The organism is Rahnella ecdela (assembly GCF_019049625.1).
GTDB lineage: Bacteria > Pseudomonadota > Gammaproteobacteria > Enterobacterales > Enterobacteriaceae > Rahnella > Rahnella ecdela.
Genome location: NZ_JAFMOY010000133.1, coordinates 606,955 through 631,806 on the forward strand (window position 1 = coordinate 606,955; position 24,852 = coordinate 631,806).

The window sequence follows — 24,852 nt, forward strand, 5'->3', positions numbered from 1 at the left end:
TTTTACTTTTACTGCTGACTACCCGCTGTCATGCTACCTGCGGATCAGGCGCGGCGATCGAGAATTTCGAAGCAATAACCGTGGGAGTTCTGCTCATCCGCATCATGGAATTCGCTGAACGTGCTTTCCCAGTCATCCGGCTCGTAATCAGGGAAATGCGTGTCGCCTTCCACTTCTGCATCAATGTGAGTGAGATATAAACGGTTAGCTTTTGGCAGAAGTTGCTCGTAAACGCGGCCTCCGCCCATCACCATTACTTCTTCCACATCACCGGCCGCAGCCAGAGCAGCGTCAACGGACGTTACCCAGGTCACGCCTTCGTGTTCACCTGGTTTAGAGCTGATGACAATATTCAGCCGGCCAGGCAAAGGGCGTCCGATTGACTCAAACGTCTTGCGTCCCATGATGACAGGTTTGTTAAGCGTATTACGCTTGAACCAGGCCAGATCACCGGGTAAATGCCAAGGCATAGCGTTTTCCATGCCAATAACGCGATCGGTCGCCAGTGCGGCGATCAGGCTAATAATCATTGTGAAGCCCTGTGTAAAAAAGAATTGGAGCGTGACCCGAAAAAAGAGCTGCCACTATACGGAAAGCCCTATCAGCCGTCGATAGGAAGACCAGCGCTTTACAAAGATATAAGGAAGCTTTAACTCTGCCGGGATATTCCCCGTTAAAAGTGCCAGCTCAGACGGTAAAGGGCGGTCAAAAACAGGCAGGTTTCGGGGCAATTCAGTCGAAAATGCTGAGCCCTGCATCTGCGGTTTGCGTTGTTCATCCGCGTTGTACAACAACCCTTACACACCGGGGCGTTTACGGTACAGCACGGGAAAGATCATTATAGCCGCCTGCAAAAAAAGCAATAAGAGTGATTTAACTTACCGGGGATTGGCGTATCATGCCGCCTTCTTTTGTTCTGATCATTGACGACGGTTATCTTCATGCTTGAAACCACCCTTTTTGTTGCCAGTATCGCCTTCCTCGGCATGCTTTCTCCCGGCCCTGATTTCTTTCTGGTCATCAAAAATGCAGCCCGCTATCCGCGCATTGCAGCACTCATGACGTCACTGGGTGTCATTTGCGGTGTGATCACGCATATGTCTTATTGCGTAGCCGGTCTGGCGGTAGTCATCACCACGACGCCGTGGTTATTCGATTTGCTGAAATACGTCGGTGCAGCTTATCTGATCTGGGTGGGCATTCAGGCACTGTTCTCACGCAGCAACAGCAAGATGAATCTCGATGGTCTGGAACCGCAACAGGTGAAATTGCGCACGGCTTTTGTGCAGGGCTATCTGTGTAATCTGCTTAATCCTAAGGCGACGCTGTTCTTCCTGGCGATGTTCACGCAGGTCTTACAGATCAATTCCACTGTCGGTGAAAAGCTGTGGTATGCCTCGATAATTGTCGGCCTGTCTGCAATTTGGTGGCCGTCACTGGCGTTACTGATCCAAAGCCCGCCGGTGCGTCGTGGTCTGGCAAAAGCGCAGAAAATTATCGATAAGCTGCTGGGTGGTGTGCTGATTGGTCTGGGTATTAAAGTCGCGCTGAGCTAAGTTGAGCGAAGTTCAGAAAGAAAAAACCGGTGCATCAGGCACCGGTTTTCAGTTTTGAGTCTGTTTACCCCTTCGCTTCAATCACCTCGTTCTCCGGGGCTTTTCCGTCAATACTGCCTCGCCAGCCCTGCTGCTGACCGGAAGCCAGACGCACCTGATCCTGCTCAATCGCTGCCGTCAGCATATCTTTCGCACGCTGCATACTGGCGATGCGGAATTCGGTATCTTCGTAATTCTCGATAGTCGCTTCCAGCATTTTCAGGTTATAGCGCCGGAACAAATCGGCTTTCTCGCGGGCTTCATAGGCATCCAGCCCCAGCGCTTCCAGCACATCACGACCGACACGTAAAGATCCCTCAAACAGTTCACGTTCCGGCGCTTCCACACCTAACTGACGCAGCTGATACCAGTGGTCAACGTCACGGGCACGGGCGATCACTTTCAGGTTAGGGAAATGCTCTTTCGCCAGCGCCGTCAGCTGAAGGTTAGCTTCCACATCATCAATGGCGTTAATCAGCACTTTGGCCTGCGCTGCGCCGGCCGATTCCAGCAAATCAACGCGAGTGGCATCGCCGTAAAACACTTTGGTACCGAACTTGCGCAGCGTTTCGATATGATCCGGATCGTGATCTAAAACCACGGTATGAACGTTGTTGGCCAGTAACAGACGACCGGCAATCTGACCAAAACGACCGAAACCGGCAATAATGACCTGCGCATTTTCTTCATCGATGGTGTCCTGCGGACGGTCATCTTTTGGCGCATTGCGTTCAAGCCTCGCGGACAGCACCAGCAGCAACGGCGTCACCGCCATGGAAAGTGCTACCGCCAGCGTTAGCGCCTTCGACCATTCCACCGGTAACACACCCGCCATTTGCGCCGTACTGAAAATTACGAAGGCAAATTCACTGCCCTGCCCGACTAAAATAGCAAACAGACCACGCTGTTTTTTCGGCACACCCAACCAGGGGGAAATCAGCCACAGTAACGCAGCTTTCAGCGCCATAAATCCGACCAGTAAAGTGGCGATCAAAAGCGGCTGATGGACCAGCGTACCGAAGTCGATAGACATGCCAACGCCGATAAAGAACAGGCCGAGGAGCAGCCCTTTGAACGGCTGAATATCACTTTCCAGCGCGTGACGGTATTCAGAACTCGCCAGCAATACGCCAGCCAGAAACGCGCCCATCGCCATCGACATCCCGGCCATTTCCAGCAAAATACCGAAACCGAATACCAGAAAGAGCGCAACGGCACTGAATACTTCACGCATCCCGGAACGCGCCACAAAGTGCAGCAAAGGCCGGGTGACATAGCGTCCGAGCAGAATAACCAGCACCAGCGCACCCGCTACTTTTGCCGCCGACAGGCCAAAACTCATCAGCGTGGTCGCTTCACCGGTGCTCGCCAGCAACGGGATCATCGCCACCAGCGGGATCGCCGCGATATCCTGGAACAGCAATACGGCAAATGAACTGCGCCCGATCGGTGAGGCTGTCAGGCTGCGTTCACTCATCGCCTGCATGGCAATCGCCGTTGAGGACAACGCCAGCGTCAGGCCGATCAGCAAAGCGATTTTCCAGTCGAGGCCGAGGAAATAACAAAAGGCGCTGAGCACAACGCCGCAGCCGACCATCTGAATGCTGCCACCGCCAAACACCGAGGCACGCATCGTCCACAGCCGTTTTGGATCCAGCTCCAGCCCGATGACAAACAGCATCAGTACCACACCGATTTCTGCAAAGGTCAGAATAGACTCCGCATCAGAAACCAGTTTCAGCCCCCACGGACCGATAATGCAGCCGGCAATCAGATAACCGAGCACCGATCCCAGCCCCAGTCTTACCGCAATTGGCACGAACAATGCCGCCGAGCCGAGATAAATCAGCCCTTCAATCATCAGGTTATGGTTATCCAAAATCCACCTCCGGCGGGCAGCCTTCTTTCAGGCTCAGACAGGCAGTCAGACGACGACGATATTCTTCGCCCGCCGCTTTCAGCGCCACTTCGTCACAAATGAAGGTATTATGAACGGCAAAATACGGCAGCCAGTGCATACCACAATAGATAGCAGTCGCCTGCAACGGCTGCGCCAGCACATCAAAATCAGGATGATCGCCCAGTTCAAAGTGATGTTCGTTGCCGCCGGTCGTCACTGCCCACAGGCAATGCTTGCCATTCAGCGCATTACCTTCGTGACCGTAAGCCCAACCGTGTTCGAGCACTTTGTCGATCCACAGTTTCATCAACGGCGGCAGGCTGTACCATTGGATAGGATGCTGAAATACCACCAGATCCGCACGTTCAACCGCTTTCTGTTCAGCGGCAATATCAATATTAAAATCAGGGTAAAGGTCATACAGCGAACGCACTTCCACGTTGGGCAAATCGCTGACCGCCGAGAGCAATCCCTGGTTGGCCCGCGAATGGCGCGGATAAGGATGGGCGTAAATTATTAAAATCATGCAGGTCTCTTGTCTTATTAGCTTTACTTCAGCATACGCAATTTTGGGCTTTCTGGTAAAAGCCGGGCGTATAAAAAGAAAAGGCGCAGCTTTCGCCACGCCTTTCGCCGACTGTATATAACCCGTCAATTATGCCATTAGCCTTTGATTTCCGCGTGCATTTCCTGCACTGAAATCACCTGCTCAGTCGGGTCTGAAGACAGCGCCATCGCGGTGGCGAAACCACCGTTCAGCGTGGTGTCGTAATGCACTTTGTATTGCAGTGCGCTGCGACGGATAAGCTTGGAGTCTTCAATCGCCTGACGGCCCGCCGTGGTATTCACGATATACACATATTCGCCGTTCTTGATACGGTCCTGAATATGCGGACGGCCTTCATGCACCTTGTTGACCAGACGCGGGTTAATCCCGGCTTCGCCAAGTACCACTGCCGTACCGTGAGTTGCATCCAGCTCGAAACCACGTTTGAGCAGTTTCGCGGCTAAATCCACCACGCGGCCTTTGTCGCCTTCGCGGACAGACAACAGTGCGCGACCGGCTTTCTTCATGCCTGAGTTACTGCCCAGCTGTGCTTTGGCAAAGGCTTCAGCGAAGGTGCGGCCAACACCCATGACTTCACCGGTAGAACGCATTTCCGGCCCCAAAATCGGGTCAACACCAGGGAATTTGTTAAACGGCAGCACCACTTCTTTTACGGAGTAGTAAGGTGGGATAACTTCTTCGGTCACGCCCTGCTCTGCCAGAGTCTGACCTGCCATCACACGCGCGGCGACTTTCGCCAGCGGTACACCGGTCGCTTTGGACACAAACGGTACGGTACGTGCAGCACGCGGGTTAACTTCAATCAGGTAAACTTCGTTGTTCTTCACCGCGAACTGGACGTTCATCAGACCGCGAACGCTCAGCTCGAAAGCCAGTTTCTCAACCTGCTGGCGCATAACATCCTGAATTTCCTGGCTCAGCGTGTAGCACGGCAGTGAACATGCAGAATCACCAGAGTGAACGCCCGCCTGTTCGATATGCTCCATAATGCCGCCAATCAGCACGCGCTCGCCGTCGCAGATGGCATCGACGTCAACTTCCACCGCATCATCCAGGAAGCGATCCAGCAGCACCGGCGCATCGTTGGAAACGCTGACGGCATTCTGGAAGTAACGGCGCAGGTCGATTTCGTCGTAGACGATTTCCATAGCACGGCCGCCCAGTACATACGACGGGCGCACCACCAGCGGATAACCGATACCGGCCGCTTTTTCGACAGCCTGTTCAATAGTCGCTACCGTGGCGTTAGCCGGTTGTTTCAGGCCCAGACGGTGAACCGCCTGCTGGAAACGTTCGCGGTCTTCGGCACGGTCAATGGCGTCCGGGCTGGTGCCGATAATTGGCACGCCAGCGGCTTCCAGTTCACGCGCTAATTTCAGCGGAGTCTGGCCGCCGTACTGAACAATCACGCCTTTCGGCTGTTCGATACGCACGATTTCCAGCACGTCTTCCAGTGTGACGGATTCGAAGTACAGACGGTCGGAAGTATCGTAATCGGTAGATACGGTTTCCGGGTTACAGTTAACCATGATGGTTTCGTAACCGTCTTCGCGCAGCGCCAGTGAGGCGTGTACGCAGCAATAGTCGAACTCGATACCCTGCCCAATACGGTTTGGACCGCCACCCAGCACCATGATTTTCGGCTTGTCATTGGTCGGGTTAGATTCGCACTCTTCTTCATACGTGGAGTACATGTACGCGGTATCGGTAGAGAATTCCGCCGCACAGGTATCGACACGTTTGTAGACCGGATGCAGATTGTATTTGTGACGCAGTTTGCGCACTTCGCTTTCTGAAACGCCAACCAGTTTCGCCAGGCGCAGGTCCGCAAAACCTTTGCGCTTGAGCATGCGCAGGTAGTCGTGGGTCAGAATATTGAAGCCGCCTTCAGCCACTTCATTTTCCAGTTTGACCAGCTCTTCAATCTGCACCAGGAACCAGCGGTCCACGTTGGTCAGGTTGAAGATGCCGTCAACGGACATGCCGGCACGGAAAGCATCGGCGATGTACCAGATTCGCTCGGCACCGGCTTCTTTCAGTTCGCGACGGATTTTGGTCAGCGCTTCCGGGTCGTCCAGGCTCACTTTAGGGTCAAAGCCGCTGGCGCCAACTTCCAGACCGCGTAATGCTTTTTGCAGAGATTCCTGCTGAGTGCGGCCAATCGCCATCACTTCACCGACAGATTTCATCTGTGTCGTCAGACGGTCGTTGGCACCGGCAAATTTCTCGAAGTTAAAGCGGGGGATCTTGGTCACAACGTAGTCGATAGAAGGTTCGAATGACGCCGGAGTTTTACCTCCGGTGATATCGTTCATCAGCTCATCGAGGGTGTAACCCACCGCCAGTTTCGCCGCGACTTTAGCAATCGGGAAACCGGTCGCTTTAGAGGCCAGAGCGGAAGATCGTGATACACGCGGGTTCATTTCGATAACAATCAGACGGCCATTTTTCGGGTTTACCGAGAACTGGACGTTTGAACCACCGGTTTCTACGCCGATTTCACGCAGTACCGCCATCGAGGCGTTACGCATGATTTGGTATTCTTTGTCGGTCAGCGTCTGAGCAGGCGCTACGGTGATGGAGTCACCGGTGTGAATGCCCATCGCATCGAAGTTTTCGATAGAGCAGACGATGATGCAGTTGTCGTTTTTATCACGCACTACTTCCATCTCGTACTCTTTCCAGCCAATCAGCGACTCATCAATCAGCAGCTCTTTGGTTGGGGAAAGATCCAGACCGCGTTCGCAAATCTCTTCGAACTCTTCACGGTTATACGCGATACCGCCACCGGTGCCGCCCATGGTGAATGATGGACGAATGATGCACGGGAAACCGACGTCAGCGGCAACCGCCAGCGCTTCTTCCATAGTGTGCGCGATACCGGAACGTGCGGTGTCCAGGCCGATTTTCTTCATCGCTACGTCGAAACGGCGACGGTCTTCGGCTTTATCAATCGCATCAGCGGTCGCGCCAATCATGGTCACGCCGAATTCTTCCAGCACGCCCTGACGTTCCAGTTCCAGCGCACAGTTCAGTGCGGTCTGGCCGCCCATCGTTGGCAGCACGGCGTCCGGACGCTCTTTTTCGATAATCTTGCGTACCACTTCCCAATGGATTGGCTCGATATAAGTTGCATCAGCCATTTCCGGGTCGGTCATGATGGTCGCCGGGTTGGAGTTCACCAGAATGACGCGGTAACCCTCTTCACGCAGCGCCTTACACGCCTGCGCCCCCGAGTAGTCAAATTCACAAGCCTGGCCGATGACAATCGGGCCCGCGCCCAGGATCAGGATGCTTTTTATGTCTGTACGTTTTGGCATTTTTTCTTGCTCCTGATTTATTTGCCTATAAGAGTGGCGTCGTTTTTATTTGTTGCGCGAAAAGCTTCAATCAGTTCAATGAAGTGGTCGAACAGCGGAGCCGCATCGTGCGGGCCAGGGCTCGCTTCCGGATGGCCCTGGAAGCTGAACGCCGCTTTATCTGTGCGATGAATCCCCTGCACCGTGTGGTCGAACAGTGATTTGTGAGTCACACGCAGGTTAGCCGGCAGACCGGTTTCATCAACCGCAAAACCATGGTTCTGCGCGGTGATCATTACGATATCTTTATCGATATCTTTTACCGGGTGGTTACCACCGTGGTGGCCGAGCTTCATTTTGACTGTCTTCGCGCCGCTGGCCAGAGCCAGTAACTGATGGCCGAGACAAATGCCGAACACCGGAATATCGGTTTCGAGGAAAGTTTTAATGGCCGCGATAGCATAATCGCAAGGCTCCGGGTCACCCGGGCCGTTGGAGAGGAAGATGCCGTCCGGATTCATTTTCAGGACTTCTTCTGCCGGCGTTTGAGCCGGAACTACCGTCAGACGGCAGCCGCGATCTACCAGCATGCGCAGGATATTGCGTTTCGCGCCGTAGTCGTAAGCCACCACGTGAAATGGCAACTCTTCAGATTTCTTGGCTTCCGGTAGCTCGCCTTCGAGCGTCCAGCTACCTTGCTGCCAGCTATAGGACTCTGTGGTCGTGACTTCTTTTGCCAGATCCATCCCTTTCAGCCCCGGGAAGGCTTTGGCTTTTTGCAGTGCCAGTTCCGCATCCGGTGAATCGCCCGCGATGATGCACCCGTTCTGCGCGCCTTTTTCACGTAACAGACGGGTCAGCTTGCGGGTATCAATATCGGCGATGGCAACGATGTTGTTGCGCTTGAGGTAATCAGAGAGGTTTTCTTCACTACGGTAGTTGCTGGCAATCAGAGGTAAATCGCGAATGACCAGGCCTTGAGCGTGTACTGCGGAGGATTCTGCATCAGCGGCGTTGGTGCCGACATTACCGATATGGGGATAAGTGAGAGTGACAATCTGGCGGGAATAGGAAGGATCAGTGAGGATTTCTTGATAACCGGTCATCGACGTATTGAAGACCACTTCCCCCACTGCCGACCCTTCTGCCCCGATGGCCCGACCGTGGAATTGGGTTCCGTCTTCCAGAACCAATAGCGCTGACTTTATCAAAGCATCCTCCAAGAATAATAAATCACAATATCTGCATATTAATTCAGATAACCAGATCTAAATCAATGCAAAAATCGCTCCCAAAGCCAATTTTTGGCAAATTGCGCGCATTCTAATGATGGCAGTTCCATTTGTCTACCAAAAGCACCAATATTTCTATCCTTTTCGCACAACTCAGAGAAAAGGCTATATGACTGCCATAAAAATAGCGCCTAAGTGAGCATAGTAACCGTTTGCGGGGGAGGATGTCTGAAAAATGACGAGGAAAGCGGGATTATTGCAGAACGAAAGAGTTGCCATGTCCAAAAAACGAACAACCAGTCATGAAAACTTCGAGAAAACATCACAAAAAAACCATCAGTTAATGAAAACTACTCCAATGCGCTATTTTTCAATTAAAAAGAGAAGGGCAATCAAGGAACTGCCCTTTTATCAAAAGATTATGACCAAAACAACCACATCACATCTAAATCATTTATTACAAATCATCTAATCCAAGCACATCCCGCATATCATAAAGACCGGTTTTATGCGAAGAAATCCATTTACCGGCACGAACAGCACCATTAGCGAATGTCATGCGGCTGGAAGCCTTGTGGGTAATCTCTACACGCTCACCGATATCCGCAAACATCGCGGTATGTTCACCGACGATATCGCCAGCACGAATAGTGGCAAAACCAATACTTTGTGGATCACGCTCACCGGTATGACCTTCACGGGCATACACCGCGCAATCTTTAAGATCACGTCCTAATGCACCCGCAATCGCTTCCCCCATCGCCAGTGCTGTACCTGATGGTGCATCAACTTTATGACGGTGGTGCGCTTCCACGATTTCAATATCGGTATAATCGCCCATGACTTTGGCCGCTTTTTCCAACAGCTTGAGGACAACATTCACGCCCACGCTGAAGTTGGCCGCAAAAACCACCGGAATAACCTCTGAAGCCTGCTTAATTGCAGCCTTACCGGCATCATCAAAGCCTGTAGTCCCGATAATCATACCTTTATGGTGTTTCTGGCAGAATTCAAGGTGGTTCAGGGTGCCTTCCGGACGGGTGAAGTCGATAAGGATATCGAAGTCATTCACCACAGCATCCAGGTTGTCATGCACTTTAATGCCCGCATTACCCACACCGGCCAGTTCGCCTGCATCGGCACCGACTAAGGAAGAGCCGGGACGTTCCAGCGCTGCGCCTAACACCACGCCATCGGTATCAGACACAGCCTGAATCAGCTGGCGGCCCATACGGCCTCCAGCGCCAACAATGGCCATGCGAATATCTGCGTTACTCATAATTACTCTCTTCTTATAGGGGTTCTGCCGTAAAACAGAATCAGGTTATCGGCCCCGCCATGAGGGAGCCAGCGAAATTGCTTCATAATTAGAAAATTATGATACAGGCCGGTTAATATCAGTAAAAGCCATCTGGTTTCAGGTTACTAAACGTAGAATTTTGTGTTAACCCGCAGGCTGAACTGGAACTTGTCTGGCTAAATCCACTGCAAAGCCCGTAAACGCCCCATTCGCATAATCATGCAATATCGTGCATAAACTTTACGATTCAAACACCTCAGTCACCTTATTACCCGTATTCCTGATTTTACCACCGTCCTTGATGGCACCGTCTGACAATATGTTATTCAGGATAAAAGCGAAGATGACGGCGATATCTGCAAGTGTTGATTCCTGCTCCTGGAATGGCAAATAAAACACCAATCACGGCTTTTCTTAGATCTAAAACATTAATTTTTTATTATATGTTGATAAATAACATTGATAAAACCAATGATTATGGTAATAAATAGCAACCTAATTTTAACTGCCGAAATTTGATTTGAACGCAGTCGAAATAGGCAGCCTGGCTTCATAAGGCGCGTCTTCACCCTCACCAGACAGTCATCAGTGAGGGGAAAAATAAAAATACAGGGCCAATATTATTGCTGATTTTTTGTATCAGCATGTTGGCACAGGGACTTAAGATGAAATTCAAACTAAACAAAGTCGCGCAAGCGACCACTGCTGGCCTGTTATTCGGCTTAGCTTCTTTTGCTTCACACGCAGAAATCACACTGATCAAACAAGATCCCCAGCCTAACGATCCGCTCAGCCGCCTGAATTTCCAGGTTGGCGGCAGTATTCGTCCACAATTCCAGTTCCAGAACGGCGTGAAAAACTACAAAACCAACGGTTTTGATGGCGGCACACGTTTCCGTTTTTCTGCTGATTATTATCTGTTTGATGACATCAGCTGGATTAACTACTACGAGCTGGGCGTGAACATTCCTGCCCTGACCGGCTGGGATAATCACCACGCAGATGGCGCGCATAATACCAGCCGTCGTATGCTTTACACCGGTCTGAAAAGCAAAACCTACGGTCAGCTGACCTTCGGTCAGCAAAACAGCGTTTACTATGATGTGGTCGGTGCGAAAACCGATATCTGGGACTACGATATGCTCGCCCAGGCACCGGGTAATGGTGTTAACGGCGATTACGATGGTTCATACCGTTCCCGTAAAATGCTGAAATATAAAAACACCTTCGGTGACGCGGACGTTTATGCATCCTACCTGTTCGAAGACAGCGAACTGCTTACCGGCAAAAATGGCCTGCGTTACAAACGTAACGGCGGCGGTTCCGTCGGTGTGGATTACCACATCACCAAAGATCTGACATGGGGTACTGCGTACAACTACACCGACGCAGAAATGAGAAATCCGGGCGACAACACGTCTAAAGACTACAACCAGAGCATTATCGGTACCGCACTGAGCTGGAAACCAGGCAACTGGACAGCATCCTTCGGTGGCGGTTACTACCATGACTTCCTGACCACTGGCCTGAAAAATGAAGACCAGTTCTTCGCAGGTGATGCATACGGTCTGGAATACTTCCTGGGCTACGCCTTCCCAATCAATCAGCTGGCCGTCAAAACCATCCAGCCATACTTCATGGGTGACCGTCTGACCTATGTGACTGGCCGTAATTACCAGCGTATTGATAATGGTCTGGGTGTGTCTTTCCAGCTCGACTACGGCTTCCGTGTTGATTACGAACACGTGTTCACATCCTCTACCGATAACCTCGGTGATATGAACCTGATCCGTCTGCGTTACGACTTCTAAGCCTTAACGACTGAAGTTTAAGGGCCGGCTTTACGTCTTATTGACGGGTTGGCCCTTTTTTTTTACATCATTTCATCTATCCCGCGAACGCAAAGCCAGACTAGACTCATAGAGACAGCTGTCGCTATATTCACTTTGTAACCTGCAGGAGAGCTTTGCGATGTCAGCATTTTTCCGGTCCGACGTAACTGCCATTGGCGACTATCGAGCCGAATTGGGTGAAACTCCCGTCTGGTGCCAGCGCACACAATCTTTGCTTTGGGTCGATATTCTGGCTCAGCGCGTTCTGCGCTACTGGCCTGATACCGGGCAAACCGAAATTCATGAACTTCCCGCCATCACCAGCGCCGTATTGCTGACTGAAAAGAGAAATCAGTTTTTGCTGGTTTCCGTCGATGGGATCCATCTCTACGATTACGAACAGAAATCCCGCCAGAAGCTTTGCGATTACCCTGGAGCAGAAGGTACGCGTCCTAATGAAGCCGCTGTCGCACCCGACGGTTCGCTGTGGTTTGGCACGCTCGATATAAAAGAAGAGAAGGACAATGGCGAATGGTTCCGCTATGAAACGGGCGATGAAAAACCTGAAATGATGCTCGATGGTGTCGGTTGTACCAACACGCTGGTCTGGTATGAAGGCAAGGTCTGGTTCGCCGACAGTAAGAAAAAACGCTTCTTTTCCGCCAACGCTCGCCGGATCAATCCGCTGAAAATATCCTGTTTTTCTTCGGGCGATAAAATTCCGGACGGCTCAGCACTGACACAGAATGGCTGGCTGATCACTGCCTGCTGGGGTTCAAAATGTTTGCTGCGCCAACAGATTAATCAGGGCGAATTACTGAAGCTGGATACACAACCGGTGCCGGTCACACAGCCGAGTTGCTGCACGTTTGGTGGTCCGGATATGACAGAGCTGTTTATCACATCAGCCCGCAAAAATCTCGACGCACCGCATGCGCTGGAGGGCGCTTTGCTACATGTGGAAACCACCACCGTCGGCGCACCGCAGAATTTGTTTAAACTCGAAAAACATTAATTCCGCCTGACTTCAGCCATAAAAAAACCGGCCACATTGTGCCGGTTTTCATTTAAAGCCAGGGATCAGTCGATCTGTTTTACATCAACGCGCAGCTCTTTCGGCACTTCGAACACGATATTTTCTTCGCGTCCTTCGATATTGATAACATCAAGCCCACCGAACGTTTTCAGCTTGCTGATCACGTCCTGCACCAGAATATCGGGTGCGGATGCGCCTGCCGTTACGCCAATGCTTTTCGCATCTTTCAGCCAGCTTTCCTGAATATCTGCCGCCGAGTCGATGAGATAAGAAGGCACACCGACACGCTGAGCAAGTTCCGCCAGACGGTTAGAATTCGACGAATTCTTCGAGCCGACCACCAGCACAACGTCAGCGCCATCCGCCAGCGTGCGCACGGCTTCCTGACGGTTGGTTGTGGCGTAACAGATGTCATCTTTGCGCGGCCCGATGATTTTCGGAAAGCGTTGGCGCAATGCATCAATGACCGCTGAAGTATCGTCAACCGACAATGTGGTTTGCGTCATAAAGCACAGGTTATTTTCATCTTTCACCTGCAATTTATACACATCTTCGGGCGCTTCAACCAGATACATTCCCCCGTTCGGGTTGCTGTACTGGCCCATAGTACCTTCCACTTCCGGATGTCCGGCATGACCAATCAAAATGGCTTCGGTGCCTTTACGACTGGCACGCGCCACTTCCATATGCACTTTGGTTACCAGCGGACAGGTCGCATCAAACAGCATGGTCAGGTCGCGTGCTTTCGCTTCTGCGCGCACAGCCTGAGAAACACCGTGGGCGGAGAAAATCAGGATTGAGCCATCCGGCACTTCGCTTATCTGCTCGATGAAAATAGCGCCGCGCTGACGCAGACTGTCGACCACATAGCGGTTGTGCACCACTTCATGACGAACATAGATAGGTGCGCCGTAAATTTCCAGCGCACGTTCTACAATACTGATTGCGCGGTCAACGCCCGCACAAAATCCTCGCGGATTAGCCAGCAATATCTGCATGTTTCCCCTCAAGCTCCGGGTCAATTTCCAGCACTTCAATATCGAAATCGATATGTTGCCCTGCCAGCGGATGGTTGAAATCTACAGTGATTGAATCTTCTGTCACTTCACGGACTACACCCGGCATTTCGCTGCCATCGCGACCGCTGAACAACATGATGGTGCCGACATCCGGCACCCCTGTTTCCTGAAACTCACGACGGGAGAAGAACTGAACCAGATCCGGGCTTTTGGTACCGAATGCGGATTCAGGGGCTAACGTGAATGCACGTTTATCCCCGACGTTCAGCCCTAACAGCTGATTCTCCAGTGCGTCAGACAAGCTGCTGTCGCCAAGGCGAAACAGCGCAGGTTTCCCATTGGCGCGGGTCGATTCGGCCGTCGAGCCGTCTTCCAGCTTCAACGTAAAATGCACCAGCACGGCGCTGTCGTGTTTCACCTGTTGAGACATAATTCTTATCCTTTGCTCTTCGTGGCTTCATTCGGTTTAGCCAGGAAACCTTCCAGCACCACCATTGCCGCACCGACGCAGATAAAACTGTCGGCCAGATTGAAGGTCGCGAAGTGCCAGCTACCGACATAGAAATCAATAAAGTCGACCACGAAACCGTGATACAGGCGGTCAAACAAGTTGCCCAATGCGCCACCAATAATCATGGCGAAGGCAATATTGTTCAGCTTTTGCTTCGCGTTGCCGCGGTACATCAGCACGACCAGCGCCACGACGATAACCAGTGCGATTAACGCGAAGAACCAGCGCTGCCAGCCGCCTTTATCTGCCAGGAAACTGAACGCAGCCCCGTGGTTCTGGGCGTAGAACAGATTTAAATACGGGATCAACGGCATGGATTCACCGAGCTGGAAGTTTCCCATAATGAGAAACTTACTGCCCAGATCCACGATAATGACCACGACCGCCAGCCAGAGCCAGCGGAGTCCGGTGGAACAAATCGATTTACTCATTATGCAAACTTACGCTCTTCGCCGTCGCCGGTGATGTTAGTGACACAACGGCCGCAGATCTCGCTGTGTTCCGCGTTCTGGCCGACGTCAGTAGTGTAATGCCAGCAGCGCGGACATTTGTCGCCTTCCGCTTTCGCCAGACCGATTTTCAGGCCTTTGAGCAATTCGCTTGGCACAGCTGCATCATCCGCTTCAGACAGAGCGGCAACTTTCGCACCTGAAGTCAGCAGCACGAAGCGCAGTTCGTTGCCCAGAGAACGCAGGTCAGTTGCCAGTGCATCATCAGCAAAAAGCGTAACCGCCGCTTCAAGAGAACCGCCCAGACGTTTATCAGCACGCGCCTGTTCGATCACTTTGTTCACTTCGCCACGGACTTTAAGCAGTTCATCCCAGAACGCATCGTTCATGGATTCGTTGCCTGCAAGACCAAACAAACCGTCATACCATTCTTCGGTAAAGACGAATTTCTCACGGCTGCCCGGCAGCTCAGCCCAGATTTCATCTGCGGTGAACGACATGATTGGCGCCATCCAGCGAACCAGTGCTTCGCTGATGTAGTACAGCGCAGTCTGGCAGCTGCGGCGAGCGACGCTGTCGCTTTTCGCGGTGTACTGGCGATCTTTAATGATATCCAGATAGAAGGAGCCCATTTCGATCGAACAGAACTGCATCAGGCGCTGAACCACACCGTGGAAGTCATAGGCTTCATAGGCGGCAATGATTTCTTCCTGTGCGGCTTTCGCACGACCCACAGCCCAGCGATCCAGAACGACCATATCTTCCGGAGCCACGCTGTGCAGCGCCGGATCGAAACCGTTAAGGTTCGCCAGCAGGAAGCGCGCGGTATTACGGATGCGGCGATAAGAATCAGCAGCACGTTTGAGGATTTCGTCGGACACCGCGATTTCACCGGTGTAATCCGTAGACGCCACCCACAGACGCAGGATGTCTCCACCCAGCTTGTTCATCACGTCTTGCGGCGCGATGGTGTTACCGATGGATTTAGACATTTTGCGGCCCTGACCATCCACGGTGAAACCGTGAGTCAGAACTTGTTTGTAAGGCGCTTTGCCTTTCATTGCCGTCGAAATCATCAGGGAAGACATGAACCAGCCGCGATGCTGGTCAGAACCTTCCAGATACAAATCCGGCGAATGGCCGTTGAACTCAGGGCGCACATCCACAACGGAAGAATGCGTTGAACCGGAGTCAAACCACACGTCCAGCGTATCCGGCACTTTGACGTAATCAGCAGCTTCTGCACCCAGGATGTCTTCCGGATTCAGATCCCACCACGCCTGAATGCCATCCACTTCAACACGCTTAGCGACTTCTTCCATCAGCTCAAGGCTGCGCGGATGCAGTTGTTCGGTGTCTTTGTGGACGAACAGAGACATCGGGACGCCCCACGTACGCTGACGGGAGATACACCAGTCAGGGCGGTTAGCGACCATGTTTTCGATACGCGCCTGACCCCAGTCTGGGATCCACTGCACGCCTTTGATCTCTTCCAGAGACTGCTGACGCAGGCCTTTCTGATCCATGCTGATGAACCATTGTGGCGTCGCGCGGAAGATGATCGGCGTTTTGTGACGCCAACAGCACGGGTAGCTGTGCGTGATTTTCTCAACGTGCAGCAATGCGCCTTTCTCGCGCAGCAGCTCAACAATCAGGTCGTTGGCTTTAAAGACGAATTTGCCATCCAGCGTCGGGTAAGTGCCTGGCAGGTAGCAGCCGTTCGGCCCTACCGGGTTCGCCACTTCCAGACCGTATTTCTGGCCGATAACAAAGTCATCAGGACCGTGGCCTGGTGCGGTATGCACGGCACCGGTACCGGCATCGAGCGTTACGTGGTCGCCCATGATCGCCGGAACGTCAAAACCAAGGAAGGGGTGTTTGAAGCGCAGCAACTCGAGGTCCGCACCTTTACACTCGCCCAGCACGGTCCATTCTGCGATACCGGCACGTTTCATGACGCTTTCAACCAGATCGGTTGCGAGGATCAGACACTGACCTTCAACCTGAACCAGCTGATAAGAGAACTCAGGATTGAGTGAAATGGCGCGGTTAGCAGGCATGGTCCACGGTGTGGTGGTCCAGATAACCAGAGAGATCGGGCCATTGAAAGCAGATACGCCAAACTTCGCAGCCACGGCGGCAGCGTCAGTCGCGTTGAACGCAACATCAATAGAAGGAGACGCTTTGTCGTAATACTCAACTTCGGCTTCTGCCAATGATGAACCGCAATCTGTACACCAGTGAACCGGCTTAGCCCCTTTGTGCAAGTGGCCGTTACCGATGATTTTACCCAGCGCACGAATGATGTTGGCTTCAGTTTTGAAGTCCATGGTCAGATACGGATGATCCCAGTCGCCCAATACGCCCAGACGGATGAAGTCTTTCTTCTGACCTTCAACCTGCTCTGCTGCATATTTACGGCAAGCTTCACGGAATTCTGCCGCAGTGACTTTCTCGCCCGGCTTGCCGATCAGTTGCTCGACTTTCAGCTCGATTGGCAGACCATGACAGTCCCAGCCCGGAACATACGGCGCATCAAAGCCCGCCAGTCCTTTGGACTTAACGATCATGTCTTTAAGAATTTTGTTTACTGAGTGACCAATATGAATGCTGCCGTTCGCATACGGAGGGCCGTCATGCAAAATAAAGGTTTTTTTGCCTTTCTTGGCAGCACGAATAATCCCGTACAGATCCTGGTCATACCAATTTTTCAGCATGTCAGGTTCACGCTTGGCCAGATCGCCACGCATCGGGAACCCTGTTTCCGGCAAATTCAGGGTGTTCTTGTAGTCACTCATAGATTCTCGGTTCCGTTTTCGGCTGGATTCCAGGCTTTGTTACACGCCTGTCAGTACATGTTTAGCGCAGTGTCTTTAACCCAAAGAACTCCCGGGCCGTCACTTCATCGTTCGCAATCTGTTGCTTTAAAGCATCAAGCGAGGAGAAACGCTGTTCGTTGCGCAATTTAGCGCGGAGCACCACATCAATATGGCGCCCGTATAAATCTAATGTGGTGTCGAGAAGGTGCACTTCCAACTGCTTGCGCACGCCACCGACGGTCGGACGTATTCCGATATTCGCTACGCCAGGTAAAGGTTCAGGCCCGAGGCCCAGGACTTCCACAGCGTAAACACCGCGTACCGGAGAAACGACTCGCTTGAGCGGGACGTTCGCCGTCGGGAAACCAATGGTGCGTCCCAGTTTATCGCCGTGCACCACTCGCCCTGAGATACTGAACGGATGGCCCAGTAAATTTTCGGCGAGGGCTAAATCATCATCCCGCAGCGCATTACGGATAGCCGTGCTGCTGATGCGGTTCTCCCCTTCGCGGAAAGTTTGCGTGCTGATCACTTCAAAGCCGTATTCTTCACCGGCTTTCTGCAATAGCTCAAAATCCCCCAGACGGCTGGCACCAAAACGGAAGTCATCCCCGACAGTCAGGAATTTAACGCCCAGCTTCTCAACCAGCAGTTGCGAGATAAAGGCCTGCGCCATATGGGCGGCGAACCGGGGTTCGAAACGCACACATAAAAGATAATCAACGCCGCACTCTGCCAGATACTTGGCTTTGTCGCGCAAGCTGGTCAGTCGTGCAGGTGCTTTATCACCGGCAAACAGCTCCAGTGGCTGCGGCTCAAAAATCATTACCATCACCGGTAACCCCAGACGTTGACCTTCCAGCTTAAGCTGTTCAATCAGGGCCTGGTGGCCACGGTGCACACCATCAAAATTGCCAATAGTCAGCACACATCCATGATGACGTGCTCGAATATTGTGTATTCCGCGAATTAGCTCCATAGCTGGCTCAAATCCAATGCTGACTCATAAAGATGGAAATCGGCGGATTATACCTTGTACAGCCTCCAAGGTTAACCAGCGATTAGCAGGATCTCACCATTCTCTCTTGCATACGGCAGATATTGCGGTTCAAATGGCGACGTGGCGATGAAAATCTTTCGTGGCATACAGGGAATGCGTGACTTTTCGCATAAACAAAGCGTTAATGGCCGTAGTGGGCAGTTTGTATACTCTCCTGTCGATTTTTCTCGCGAAAGACTGTATTCCGATGCCGGAAGCTGTTAAAATCCTGCGCCATCACAACGTAACAAGCGACGATCGAAGTTCACTCTTTAAAACGCCGCTTATTTGCACAAATCCGTTGACAAAAGAAGACCGAAAAGGCATATTCCTCGGCCTTTGAATTGTTCATCAATAGAAAAATATTTGGGAGTTGGCCTTGGCTAATATCAAATCAGCTAAGAAACGCGCCGTACAGTCAGAAAAACGCCGTAAGCACAACGCGAGCCGTCGTTCTATGATGCGTACCTTTATCAAGAAGGTATACGCGGCTATTGCAGCAGGCGACAAAGCTGCTGCACAAAACGCATTTAACGAAATGCAACCAATCGTGGACCGTCAGTCTTGCAAAGGCCTGATCCACAAAAACAAAGCAGCGCGTCATAAGTCAAATCTGACTGCGCAAATCAACGCAATGCAATAATCGCATTACGCTGAAATGCTTGATAAAAAAACCGGCTCACGCCGGTTTTTTTATATCTGAAATTTAAGTATCAAAGCTAAAAGCTACTCAAAGAGCGCCGTAAAATCAGTGTGACAAATTCGCTGTACCGAAGGATGCTGGATCATACGCTCCGCAAAAATCACGTAGTACTCCTCCATTATCCCGTCCAGACGCCCGACTTCTTCGATTTTTTCATCCTGAAATTCTGTCGATGAATAGATAGCCGGTGCGACGAAAATCGCATTATTGTTCATTCCGAAAGCTTTCATCAGCGCCGCATCATCAAACTCACCGAGAATATTGACGTTCAGTCCCTGCGTATTAAACCAGTTAAGCAGCTTGCGCCCCAGCATGGATCGACGCCCAGGGATCAGCAAAGGCCGTTGCTCGAGACAAGCAGGAAAACTCATACCTGACATCGGCTGGCAGCAAAAGAAGCTGATCGGGCTTTCGCCCAGTTTGACGGAAAACAGTCCTTCCTGCTGCGTGGAATCCACCGGGCAATCGGACAAAATCATATCCAGCTTGTGCAGACTCAGTTGCTCGAGCAGCATTTCATGGGTCGATTCAAAGCAGCGCAGGTGAATTTGCGCATTGTCCGGCACCGCGGCTTCCAGCACCCGGCTGACCAGCCGTTTGGATAACGCATCCGCCACGCCAACATCAAATAGCAGGCTCGATTCTTTGCGGTAATTCACAATATCCAGCATTTCCTGGCTGAGCGTGAACATCTTATCGGCATAACGATAAACCAGTTGCCCCAGTTCAGAAGGCACCAGACCACGCCCCTGGCGCTTAAAAAGCTTGCCGCCGAGTCTTTCTTCCAGCGATTTAATCTGACCGGTGATAGTCTGCGGCGTCAGATACAAAGCTTCTGCTGCTCCCACGACAGAACCTGATTTACACACGTGCCAGAAATAATACAAATGGTTGTAGTTAATATGAGGCATGGTTTCAACCTTTCCTGCAGTAAGAAGTCAGCATCATGCTGCGCGGTTTCCCGCGCAGCATGTGTATTAATGATGCGCTTTTTTCGGCAAAGCGCGGCTCAGCATCAGGAAACCTACAACAGCTGAAGCCACGGAGCCCATCAGAATGCCCATTTTTGCGTAAGTCAGCAGCGCCGGATCCAGTGAGGCAAATGCCAGTGAACCGATAAAAATGGACATGGTGAAACCAATTCCGCACAGCACTGACACCGCTGCAATCTGGCTAAACGTAATGCCGGATGGCATGCGGGTAAGACCCAGTTTCAGCGCCAGACCGCCAAAAAGAATGATGCCTAACGGTTTACCCAGCAGCAGCCCCGCCATGATACCCATCGGTAACATTGAGAACGCGCCGGCAGCTGTCACGCCATGCAACGAGATACCGGCATTGGCGAAAGCGAAAACAGGCAGAATAAACCAGGCCACATACGGATGAATTCCATGCTCGAGACGGCGCGCCGGAGACTTTTTATTTTCTTTGGTTCTCAGCGGAATAAGGAATCCGAGGATCACGCCCGCCAGCGTGGCATGAATACCGGATTTCAGTACGCACACCCAGAACACGGCGCCAATCAGTACATAAGGTGTCAGTTTGGTTACACCGCGCCAGTTCAGCCAGGCCAATACCGCGATACACGCCGCAGATAATCCCAGTGCAACCATTGAAACATCGTGGCTGTAGAACAACGCGATGATAATGATTGCACCCAAATCATCAATGATGGCCAGCGCCAGCAGGAACACTTTCAGTCCGGTCGGCACGCGTGAACCCAGCAGCGCCATCACGCCCAGCGCAAAAGCAATATCCGTGGCTGCCGGAATGGCCCATCCCTGACGCGCAATTTCGTCACCGCCGTTAAACAGCAAATAGATCAGCGCCGGAACAATCATGCCACCAAGTGCGGCAATCGCCGGGAACAAAGCCTGTTCGCGATTCGCCAGCGCGCCTTCGCATAACTCACGCTTCACTTCCAGACCAATCATCAGGAAAAACACCGCCATCAGACCATCGTTAATCCACAGCAAAAGTGGTTTGTCGATCAGCAATTCAGAAAAACGTAGCGTAACCGGAATATCCAAAAAAGCCTGATACGCCCCCTGCAATGGGGTATTCGCCATAATAAGCGCCACGATAGCGGCAAGGATCAGTACGATACCGCCTGCGGCTTCTAAGCGTAAAAACTGACGAATGATGTTCGACATTCTGACTCTCCTGTAGAAAAACCGTGGCGCGAAAGGTATTGCCACAATGAATGCACGAATTGTACGCACAGAATCACTTCGTAAAAAGTCGATTATTTCTGGAGTATAACTCGGTTTTTACGAGTTATTGAATTTCACTGTTTTTTCACAGAGCGTCTTAAAAACCATAAAAAAATCCCCGGAGCGTGAACCGCTGCCGGGGATTTTATCTGGCTTTCCGCCGCTGAATTCAGCGACAGATTAGCGGGTCAGATCATCAAAGAACTTTTTCACGCCATCCAGGAAGCTTTTAGAACGCGGGCTGTTTTTCTCGCCTGAAACGCCACCAAAGCTTTCTTCCAGGTCACGCAGCAATTGCTTCTGCTTTTCGCTCAGGCTGACCGGCGTTTCCACTACCACGCGGCACATCAGGTCACCCTGAGCACCACCACGGACAGATTTCACACCGCGTCCGCGCATACGGAACATCTTGCCCGTTTGCGTTTCGGCAGGGATCTTCAAACTCACGCGGCCATCCAGCGTTGGCACTTCAATTTCGCCACCCAGTGCAGCCATGGCAAAATTGATCGGCACTTCGCAGTACAGGTTATTGCCTTCACGCTCAAAGATTTTGTGCGCTTTGACCTGAACCTGAACGTACAGATCACCGGACGGAGCTCCGTGCTCACCCGCTTCGCCTTCACCTTCCAGACGAATACGGTCGCCGGTATCCACACCCGCAGGAATTTTCACTGACAGGGTTTTAGAACGTTCTACGCGACCATGACCGTGACATTTGTTGCACGGATCTTTAATGACTTTACCGCGCCCCTGACATGTCGGACACGCCTGCTGGACAGTGAAGAAGCCCTGACGCATCTGAACCTGGCCTGCACCATGACAGGTCGGACAGGTGGTCGGTGAGCTACCCGCTTTCGCGCCGCTGCCATGGCAGACGTCACATTCATCCAGTGTCGGGATGCGGATTTCTTTGGTGACACCACGAACGGCCTCTTCCAGAGTCAGATCCATGTTGTAACGCAGATCAGAACCCCGGCTGGCACGCTGACGGCGACCGCCGCCAAAGATGTCGCCAAAGACGTCACCAAAGATGTCGCTGAAATCTGCACCGCCGCCGCCGTAACCGCCACCGCCGCCCATGCCACCTTGTTCAAAAGCCGCATGACCGTACTGGTCGTAGGCCGCACGCTTTTGCGCATCGGTCAGAATTTCATAAGCTTCTTTAATTTCTTTAAATTTTGCTTCGGAATCTTTATCGCCCTGATTGCGGTCAGGGTGATGTTTCATTGCCAGGCGCTTATAAGCCTTTTTGATTTCACGCTCATCCGCTGTTTTGGATACGCCTAAAATCTCGTAATAATCTTGCTTCGCCATGCTTTAACCTACCCTCAACATGCGTGCACGGGCGTAGAGTTTCCTCGACGCCCGTGCTGGTTATCAGTAAAACTTCTTACTGTGCCCGCTTAAGGGCGATTATTTTTTGTCTTTAACTTCTTCGAATTCAGCGTCAACAACGTCGTCGTCTTTCTGCGCGCTGTTATCGCCGCCTTCTGCCTGACCTTGCTGCTGAGCCATTTCCATCAGTTTGCCGGAAACCTGTACCAGCGCCTGGATTTTTGCTTCGATGTCAGCCTTGTCTTCACCTTTAGCGGAAACTTCCAGTGCTTTCAGGGCTTCTTCTACTGCGGTTTTGTCTTCAGCTGGCAGTTTGTCGCCGGCTTCTTCCAGTTGCTTACGGGTACCGTGGATCAGGTGGTCCGCCTGGTTGCGGGTCTGAACCAGCTCTTCAAACTTACGGTCAGATTCAGCGTTGGCTTCAGCATCGTTGACCATTTTCTGGATTTCTTCTTCGCTCAGACCAGAAGATGCCTTGATGGTGATCTTCTGTTCGCGGTTGGTAATCTTGTCTTTTGCAGACACATGCAGAATACCATCGGCGTCAAGGTCGAAGGTGACTTCGATCTGTGCCTGACCGCGCGGCGCTGCCTGAATACCATCCAGGTTGAACTGACCCAGAGATTTGTTATCACTTGCACGCTTACGTTCACCCTGCAACACATGGATGGTTACTGCAGACTGGTTGTCTTCCGCAGTAGAGAACACCTGGCTGTGTTTAGTCGGGATAGTGGTGTTTTTAGTGATAAGCGGAGTCATCACGCTGCCCATGGTTTCGATACCCAGAGACAACGGAGTAACGTCCAGCAGCAGAACGTCTTTAACGTCACCTGCCAACACACCACCCTGAACTGCTGCACCGATTGCCACAGCTTCGTCCGGGTTCACGTCTTTACGTGGTTCTTTACCAAAGAATTCAGCCACTTTCTTCTGAACCATTGGCATACGAGTCTGACCACCGACCAGGATCACGTCCTGAATATCAGACACTGACAGACCTGCGTCTTTCAGAGCCACTTTCAGCGGATCGATACAACGGTTAACCAGGTCTTCAACCAAAGATTCCAGTTTTGCACGGGTCACTTTGATGTTCATGTGTTTAGGACCGGTTGCATCCGCAGTAATGTATGGCAGATTCACGTCTGTTTGCTGAGCAGAAGACAGTTCAATCTTCGCTTTTTCAGCAGCTTCTTTCAGACGTTGCATCGCCAGTGGATCGTTACGCAGATCCATACCTTGTTCTTTCTTAAACTCTTCAACCAGGTAGTTGATCAGACGGCTGTCGAAGTCTTCACCACCGAGGTGTGTATCACCGTTGGTTGCCAGAACTTCGAAAGTTTTTTCGCCATCAACTTCATCAATTTCGATGATTGAAATATCGAAAGTACCACCACCGAGGTCGTATACCGCGATAGTGCGGTTACCGACTTCGCGATCCAGACCGTAAGCCAGTGCCGCTGCGGTAGGTTCGTTGATGATACGTTTGACTTCCAGACCTGCGATACGGCCAGCGTCTTTCGTTGCCTGACGCTGAGCATCGTTGAAGTATGCAGGTACGGTGATAACAGCTTCAGTTACCGGTTCACCCAGATAATCTTCAGCGGTTTTCTTCATTTTCTTCAACACTTCAGCAGAGATCTGCGGAGGTGCGATTTTCTGACCTTTAATGTCGATCCAGGCGTCGCCATTGTCAGCGCCTACGATCTGGTAAGGCATGATGCCTTTATCGCGTTGAACTTCTTCATCCTGGAAGCGACGGCCAATCAGGCGCTTGATCGCAAACAAGGTGTTCTGCGGGTTAGTCACAGCCTGACGTTTAGCCGGAGAACCTACCAGAGTCTCGCCATCTGCCGCATAAGCGATGATGGAAGGAGTGGTGCGGTCGCCTTCAGCATTCTCCAGTACACGAGCAGTCGTGCCATCCATGATAGCTACACAAGAGTTGGTGGTGCCCAGGTCGATCCCAATAATTTTACCCATCTAAAACGTCTCCACTTAAATT

Annotated in this window: 19 protein-coding genes; 4 read left to right on the forward strand and 15 right to left on the reverse strand. The window is 51.8% G+C overall.

The window, feature by feature from the left end:
* Positions 1-44 precede the first annotated feature (44 nt).
* Positions 45-530 carry a type 3 dihydrofolate reductase gene (gene folA / locus J1784_RS26070; RefSeq protein WP_013577047.1) on the reverse strand — a complete coding sequence of 162 codons (486 nt, stop codon included), beginning with the start codon at positions 528-530 and terminating at the stop codon, positions 45-47.
* 411 nt (positions 531-941) lie between these two features.
* Between folA and J1784_RS26075 the strand changes: the two genes are divergently transcribed.
* Entirely contained in the window at positions 942-1,556 is a 615-nt protein-coding gene (locus J1784_RS26075) for a LysE family translocator (RefSeq protein WP_217151584.1), read from the forward strand.
* A 64-nt stretch (positions 1,557-1,620) separates the two neighbouring features.
* Here the strand turns inward: J1784_RS26075 and kefC are convergent, their stop codons facing one another.
* The 5 genes from kefC to dapB form a co-directional block, all read right to left on the reverse strand.
* The gene (gene kefC, locus J1784_RS26080; protein WP_217151585.1) at positions 1,621-3,474 is read right to left on the reverse strand and encodes a glutathione-regulated potassium-efflux system protein KefC; all 1,854 of its coding nucleotides are present in this window, start codon (positions 3,472-3,474) and stop codon (positions 1,621-1,623) included.
* Positions 3,467-4,021 carry a glutathione-regulated potassium-efflux system oxidoreductase KefF gene (gene kefF / locus J1784_RS26085; RefSeq protein ID WP_217151586.1) on the reverse strand — a complete coding sequence of 185 codons (555 nt, stop codon included), beginning with the start codon at positions 4,019-4,021 and terminating at the stop codon, positions 3,467-3,469. Before kefF ends, kefC begins: the two co-directional genes overlap by 8 nt.
* Before the next feature lie 137 nt (positions 4,022-4,158).
* Complete coding sequence (gene carB / locus J1784_RS26090; protein ID WP_217151587.1) at positions 4,159-7,383, reverse strand: carbamoyl-phosphate synthase large subunit; 3,225 nt, start codon at positions 7,381-7,383, stop codon at positions 4,159-4,161.
* Positions 7,384-7,400: 17 nt separating this feature from the next.
* Entirely contained in the window at positions 7,401-8,573 is a 1,173-nt protein-coding gene (gene carA / locus J1784_RS26095) for a glutamine-hydrolyzing carbamoyl-phosphate synthase small subunit (RefSeq protein WP_217151588.1), read from the reverse strand.
* Positions 8,574-9,051: 478 nt separating this feature from the next.
* Complete coding sequence (dapB, locus tag J1784_RS26100) at positions 9,052-9,873, reverse strand: 4-hydroxy-tetrahydrodipicolinate reductase (RefSeq protein WP_217151589.1); 822 nt, start codon at positions 9,871-9,873, stop codon at positions 9,052-9,054.
* A 686-nt stretch (positions 9,874-10,559) separates the two neighbouring features.
* Here dapB and J1784_RS26105 point away from each other — a divergent pair.
* Both J1784_RS26105 and J1784_RS26110 read left to right on the forward strand, forming a co-directional pair.
* On the forward strand, positions 10,560-11,705 hold the full coding sequence (locus J1784_RS26105; protein WP_217151590.1) for a porin: 1,146 nt from the start codon (positions 10,560-10,562) through the stop codon (positions 11,703-11,705).
* A gap of 160 nt (positions 11,706-11,865) precedes the next feature.
* Positions 11,866-12,741 (forward strand): SMP-30/gluconolactonase/LRE family protein, encoded by an 876-nt coding sequence (locus J1784_RS26110; RefSeq protein WP_217151591.1) that lies wholly within the window; start codon positions 11,866-11,868, stop codon positions 12,739-12,741.
* A 65-nt stretch (positions 12,742-12,806) separates the two neighbouring features.
* On the opposite strand, the gene ispH is transcribed toward J1784_RS26110, so the two are convergent.
* From ispH to ribF, 5 genes are all read right to left on the reverse strand, one after another.
* Positions 12,807-13,760 carry a 4-hydroxy-3-methylbut-2-enyl diphosphate reductase gene (gene ispH / locus J1784_RS26115; protein WP_120132515.1) on the reverse strand — a complete coding sequence of 318 codons (954 nt, stop codon included), beginning with the start codon at positions 13,758-13,760 and terminating at the stop codon, positions 12,807-12,809.
* Complete coding sequence (gene fkpB, locus J1784_RS26120; RefSeq protein ID WP_217151592.1) at positions 13,741-14,211, reverse strand: FKBP-type peptidyl-prolyl cis-trans isomerase; 471 nt, start codon at positions 14,209-14,211, stop codon at positions 13,741-13,743. Before fkpB ends, ispH begins: the two co-directional genes overlap by 20 nt.
* 5 nt (positions 14,212-14,216) lie before the next feature.
* Positions 14,217-14,723, reverse strand: a complete 507-nt coding sequence (lspA, locus tag J1784_RS26125) for a signal peptidase II (RefSeq protein WP_217151593.1) — start codon at positions 14,721-14,723, stop codon at positions 14,217-14,219.
* Entirely contained in the window at positions 14,723-17,539 is a 2,817-nt protein-coding gene (gene ileS / locus J1784_RS26130; protein ID WP_217151594.1) for an isoleucine--tRNA ligase, read from the reverse strand. The genes lspA and ileS overlap by 1 nt, the downstream gene beginning before the upstream one ends.
* Positions 17,540-17,600: 61 nt before the next feature.
* Positions 17,601-18,539 carry a bifunctional riboflavin kinase/FAD synthetase gene (gene ribF / locus J1784_RS26135; RefSeq protein WP_013577063.1) on the reverse strand — a complete coding sequence of 313 codons (939 nt, stop codon included), beginning with the start codon at positions 18,537-18,539 and terminating at the stop codon, positions 17,601-17,603.
* 439 nt (positions 18,540-18,978) lie between these two features.
* On the opposite strand from ribF, the gene rpsT reads away from it, so the two are divergent.
* Entirely contained in the window at positions 18,979-19,242 is a 264-nt protein-coding gene (rpsT, locus tag J1784_RS26140; RefSeq protein WP_013577064.1) for a 30S ribosomal protein S20, read from the forward strand.
* An 83-nt stretch (positions 19,243-19,325) separates the two neighbouring features.
* Here rpsT and nhaR read toward each other — a convergent pair whose 3' ends face one another.
* The 4 genes from nhaR to dnaK all read right to left on the reverse strand — a co-directional run bounded on the left by nhaR (position 19,326) and on the right by dnaK (position 24,830).
* Positions 19,326-20,213: a transcriptional activator NhaR gene (gene nhaR / locus J1784_RS26145; protein ID WP_217151595.1), complete on the reverse strand. Its 888-nt coding sequence runs from the start codon at positions 20,211-20,213 to the stop codon at positions 19,326-19,328.
* Between the two features lie 66 nt (positions 20,214-20,279).
* Positions 20,280-21,455, reverse strand: coding sequence for a Na+/H+ antiporter NhaA (gene nhaA / locus J1784_RS26150; protein WP_217151596.1), 1,176 nt, complete (start codon positions 21,453-21,455; stop codon positions 20,280-20,282).
* Positions 21,456-21,695: 240 nt separating this feature from the next.
* Positions 21,696-22,829 (reverse strand): molecular chaperone DnaJ, encoded by a 1,134-nt coding sequence (dnaJ, locus tag J1784_RS26155; RefSeq protein ID WP_217151597.1) that lies wholly within the window; start codon positions 22,827-22,829, stop codon positions 21,696-21,698.
* 99 nt (positions 22,830-22,928) lie between these two features.
* On the reverse strand, positions 22,929-24,830 hold the full coding sequence (gene dnaK, locus J1784_RS26160) for a molecular chaperone DnaK (protein ID WP_120132524.1): 1,902 nt from the start codon (positions 24,828-24,830) through the stop codon (positions 22,929-22,931).
* Between the last annotated feature and the right edge of the window lie 22 nt (positions 24,831-24,852).

Excerpts from the sequence above, each read along its gene's own strand:
- folA (WP_013577047.1), bottom strand. The coding sequence starts at position 530 with ATGATTATTAGCCTGATCGCCGCACTGGCGACCGATCGCGTTATTGGC.
- J1784_RS26075 (WP_217151584.1), top strand. The coding sequence starts at position 942 with ATGCTTGAAACCACCCTTTTTGTTGCCAGTATCGCCTTCCTCGGCATG.
- kefF (WP_217151586.1), bottom strand. The coding sequence starts at position 4,021 with ATGATTTTAATAATTTACGCCCATCCTTATCCGCGCCATTCGCGGGCC.
- carB (WP_217151587.1), bottom strand. The coding sequence starts at position 7,383 with ATGCCAAAACGTACAGACATAAAAAGCATCCTGATCCTGGGCGCGGGC.
- dapB (WP_217151589.1), bottom strand. The coding sequence starts at position 9,873 with ATGAGTAACGCAGATATTCGCATGGCCATTGTTGGCGCTGGAGGCCGT.
- J1784_RS26105 (WP_217151590.1), top strand. The coding sequence starts at position 10,560 with ATGAAATTCAAACTAAACAAAGTCGCGCAAGCGACCACTGCTGGCCTG.
- J1784_RS26110 (WP_217151591.1), top strand. The coding sequence starts at position 11,866 with ATGTCAGCATTTTTCCGGTCCGACGTAACTGCCATTGGCGACTATCGA.
- ispH (WP_120132515.1), bottom strand. The coding sequence starts at position 13,760 with ATGCAGATATTGCTGGCTAATCCGCGAGGATTTTGTGCGGGCGTTGAC.
- fkpB (WP_217151592.1), bottom strand. The coding sequence starts at position 14,211 with ATGTCTCAACAGGTGAAACACGACAGCGCCGTGCTGGTGCATTTTACG.
- lspA (WP_217151593.1), bottom strand. The coding sequence starts at position 14,723 with ATGAGTAAATCGATTTGTTCCACCGGACTCCGCTGGCTCTGGCTGGCG.
- ileS (WP_217151594.1), bottom strand. The coding sequence starts at position 17,539 with ATGAGTGACTACAAGAACACCCTGAATTTGCCGGAAACAGGGTTCCCG.
- ribF (WP_013577063.1), bottom strand. The coding sequence starts at position 18,539 with ATGGAGCTAATTCGCGGAATACACAATATTCGAGCACGTCATCATGGA.
- nhaR (WP_217151595.1), bottom strand. The coding sequence starts at position 20,213 with ATGCCTCATATTAACTACAACCATTTGTATTATTTCTGGCACGTGTGT.
- nhaA (WP_217151596.1), bottom strand. The coding sequence starts at position 21,455 with ATGTCGAACATCATTCGTCAGTTTTTACGCTTAGAAGCCGCAGGCGGT.
- dnaJ (WP_217151597.1), bottom strand. The coding sequence starts at position 22,829 with ATGGCGAAGCAAGATTATTACGAGATTTTAGGCGTATCCAAAACAGCG.
- dnaK (WP_120132524.1), bottom strand. The coding sequence starts at position 24,830 with ATGGGTAAAATTATTGGGATCGACCTGGGCACCACCAACTCTTGTGTA.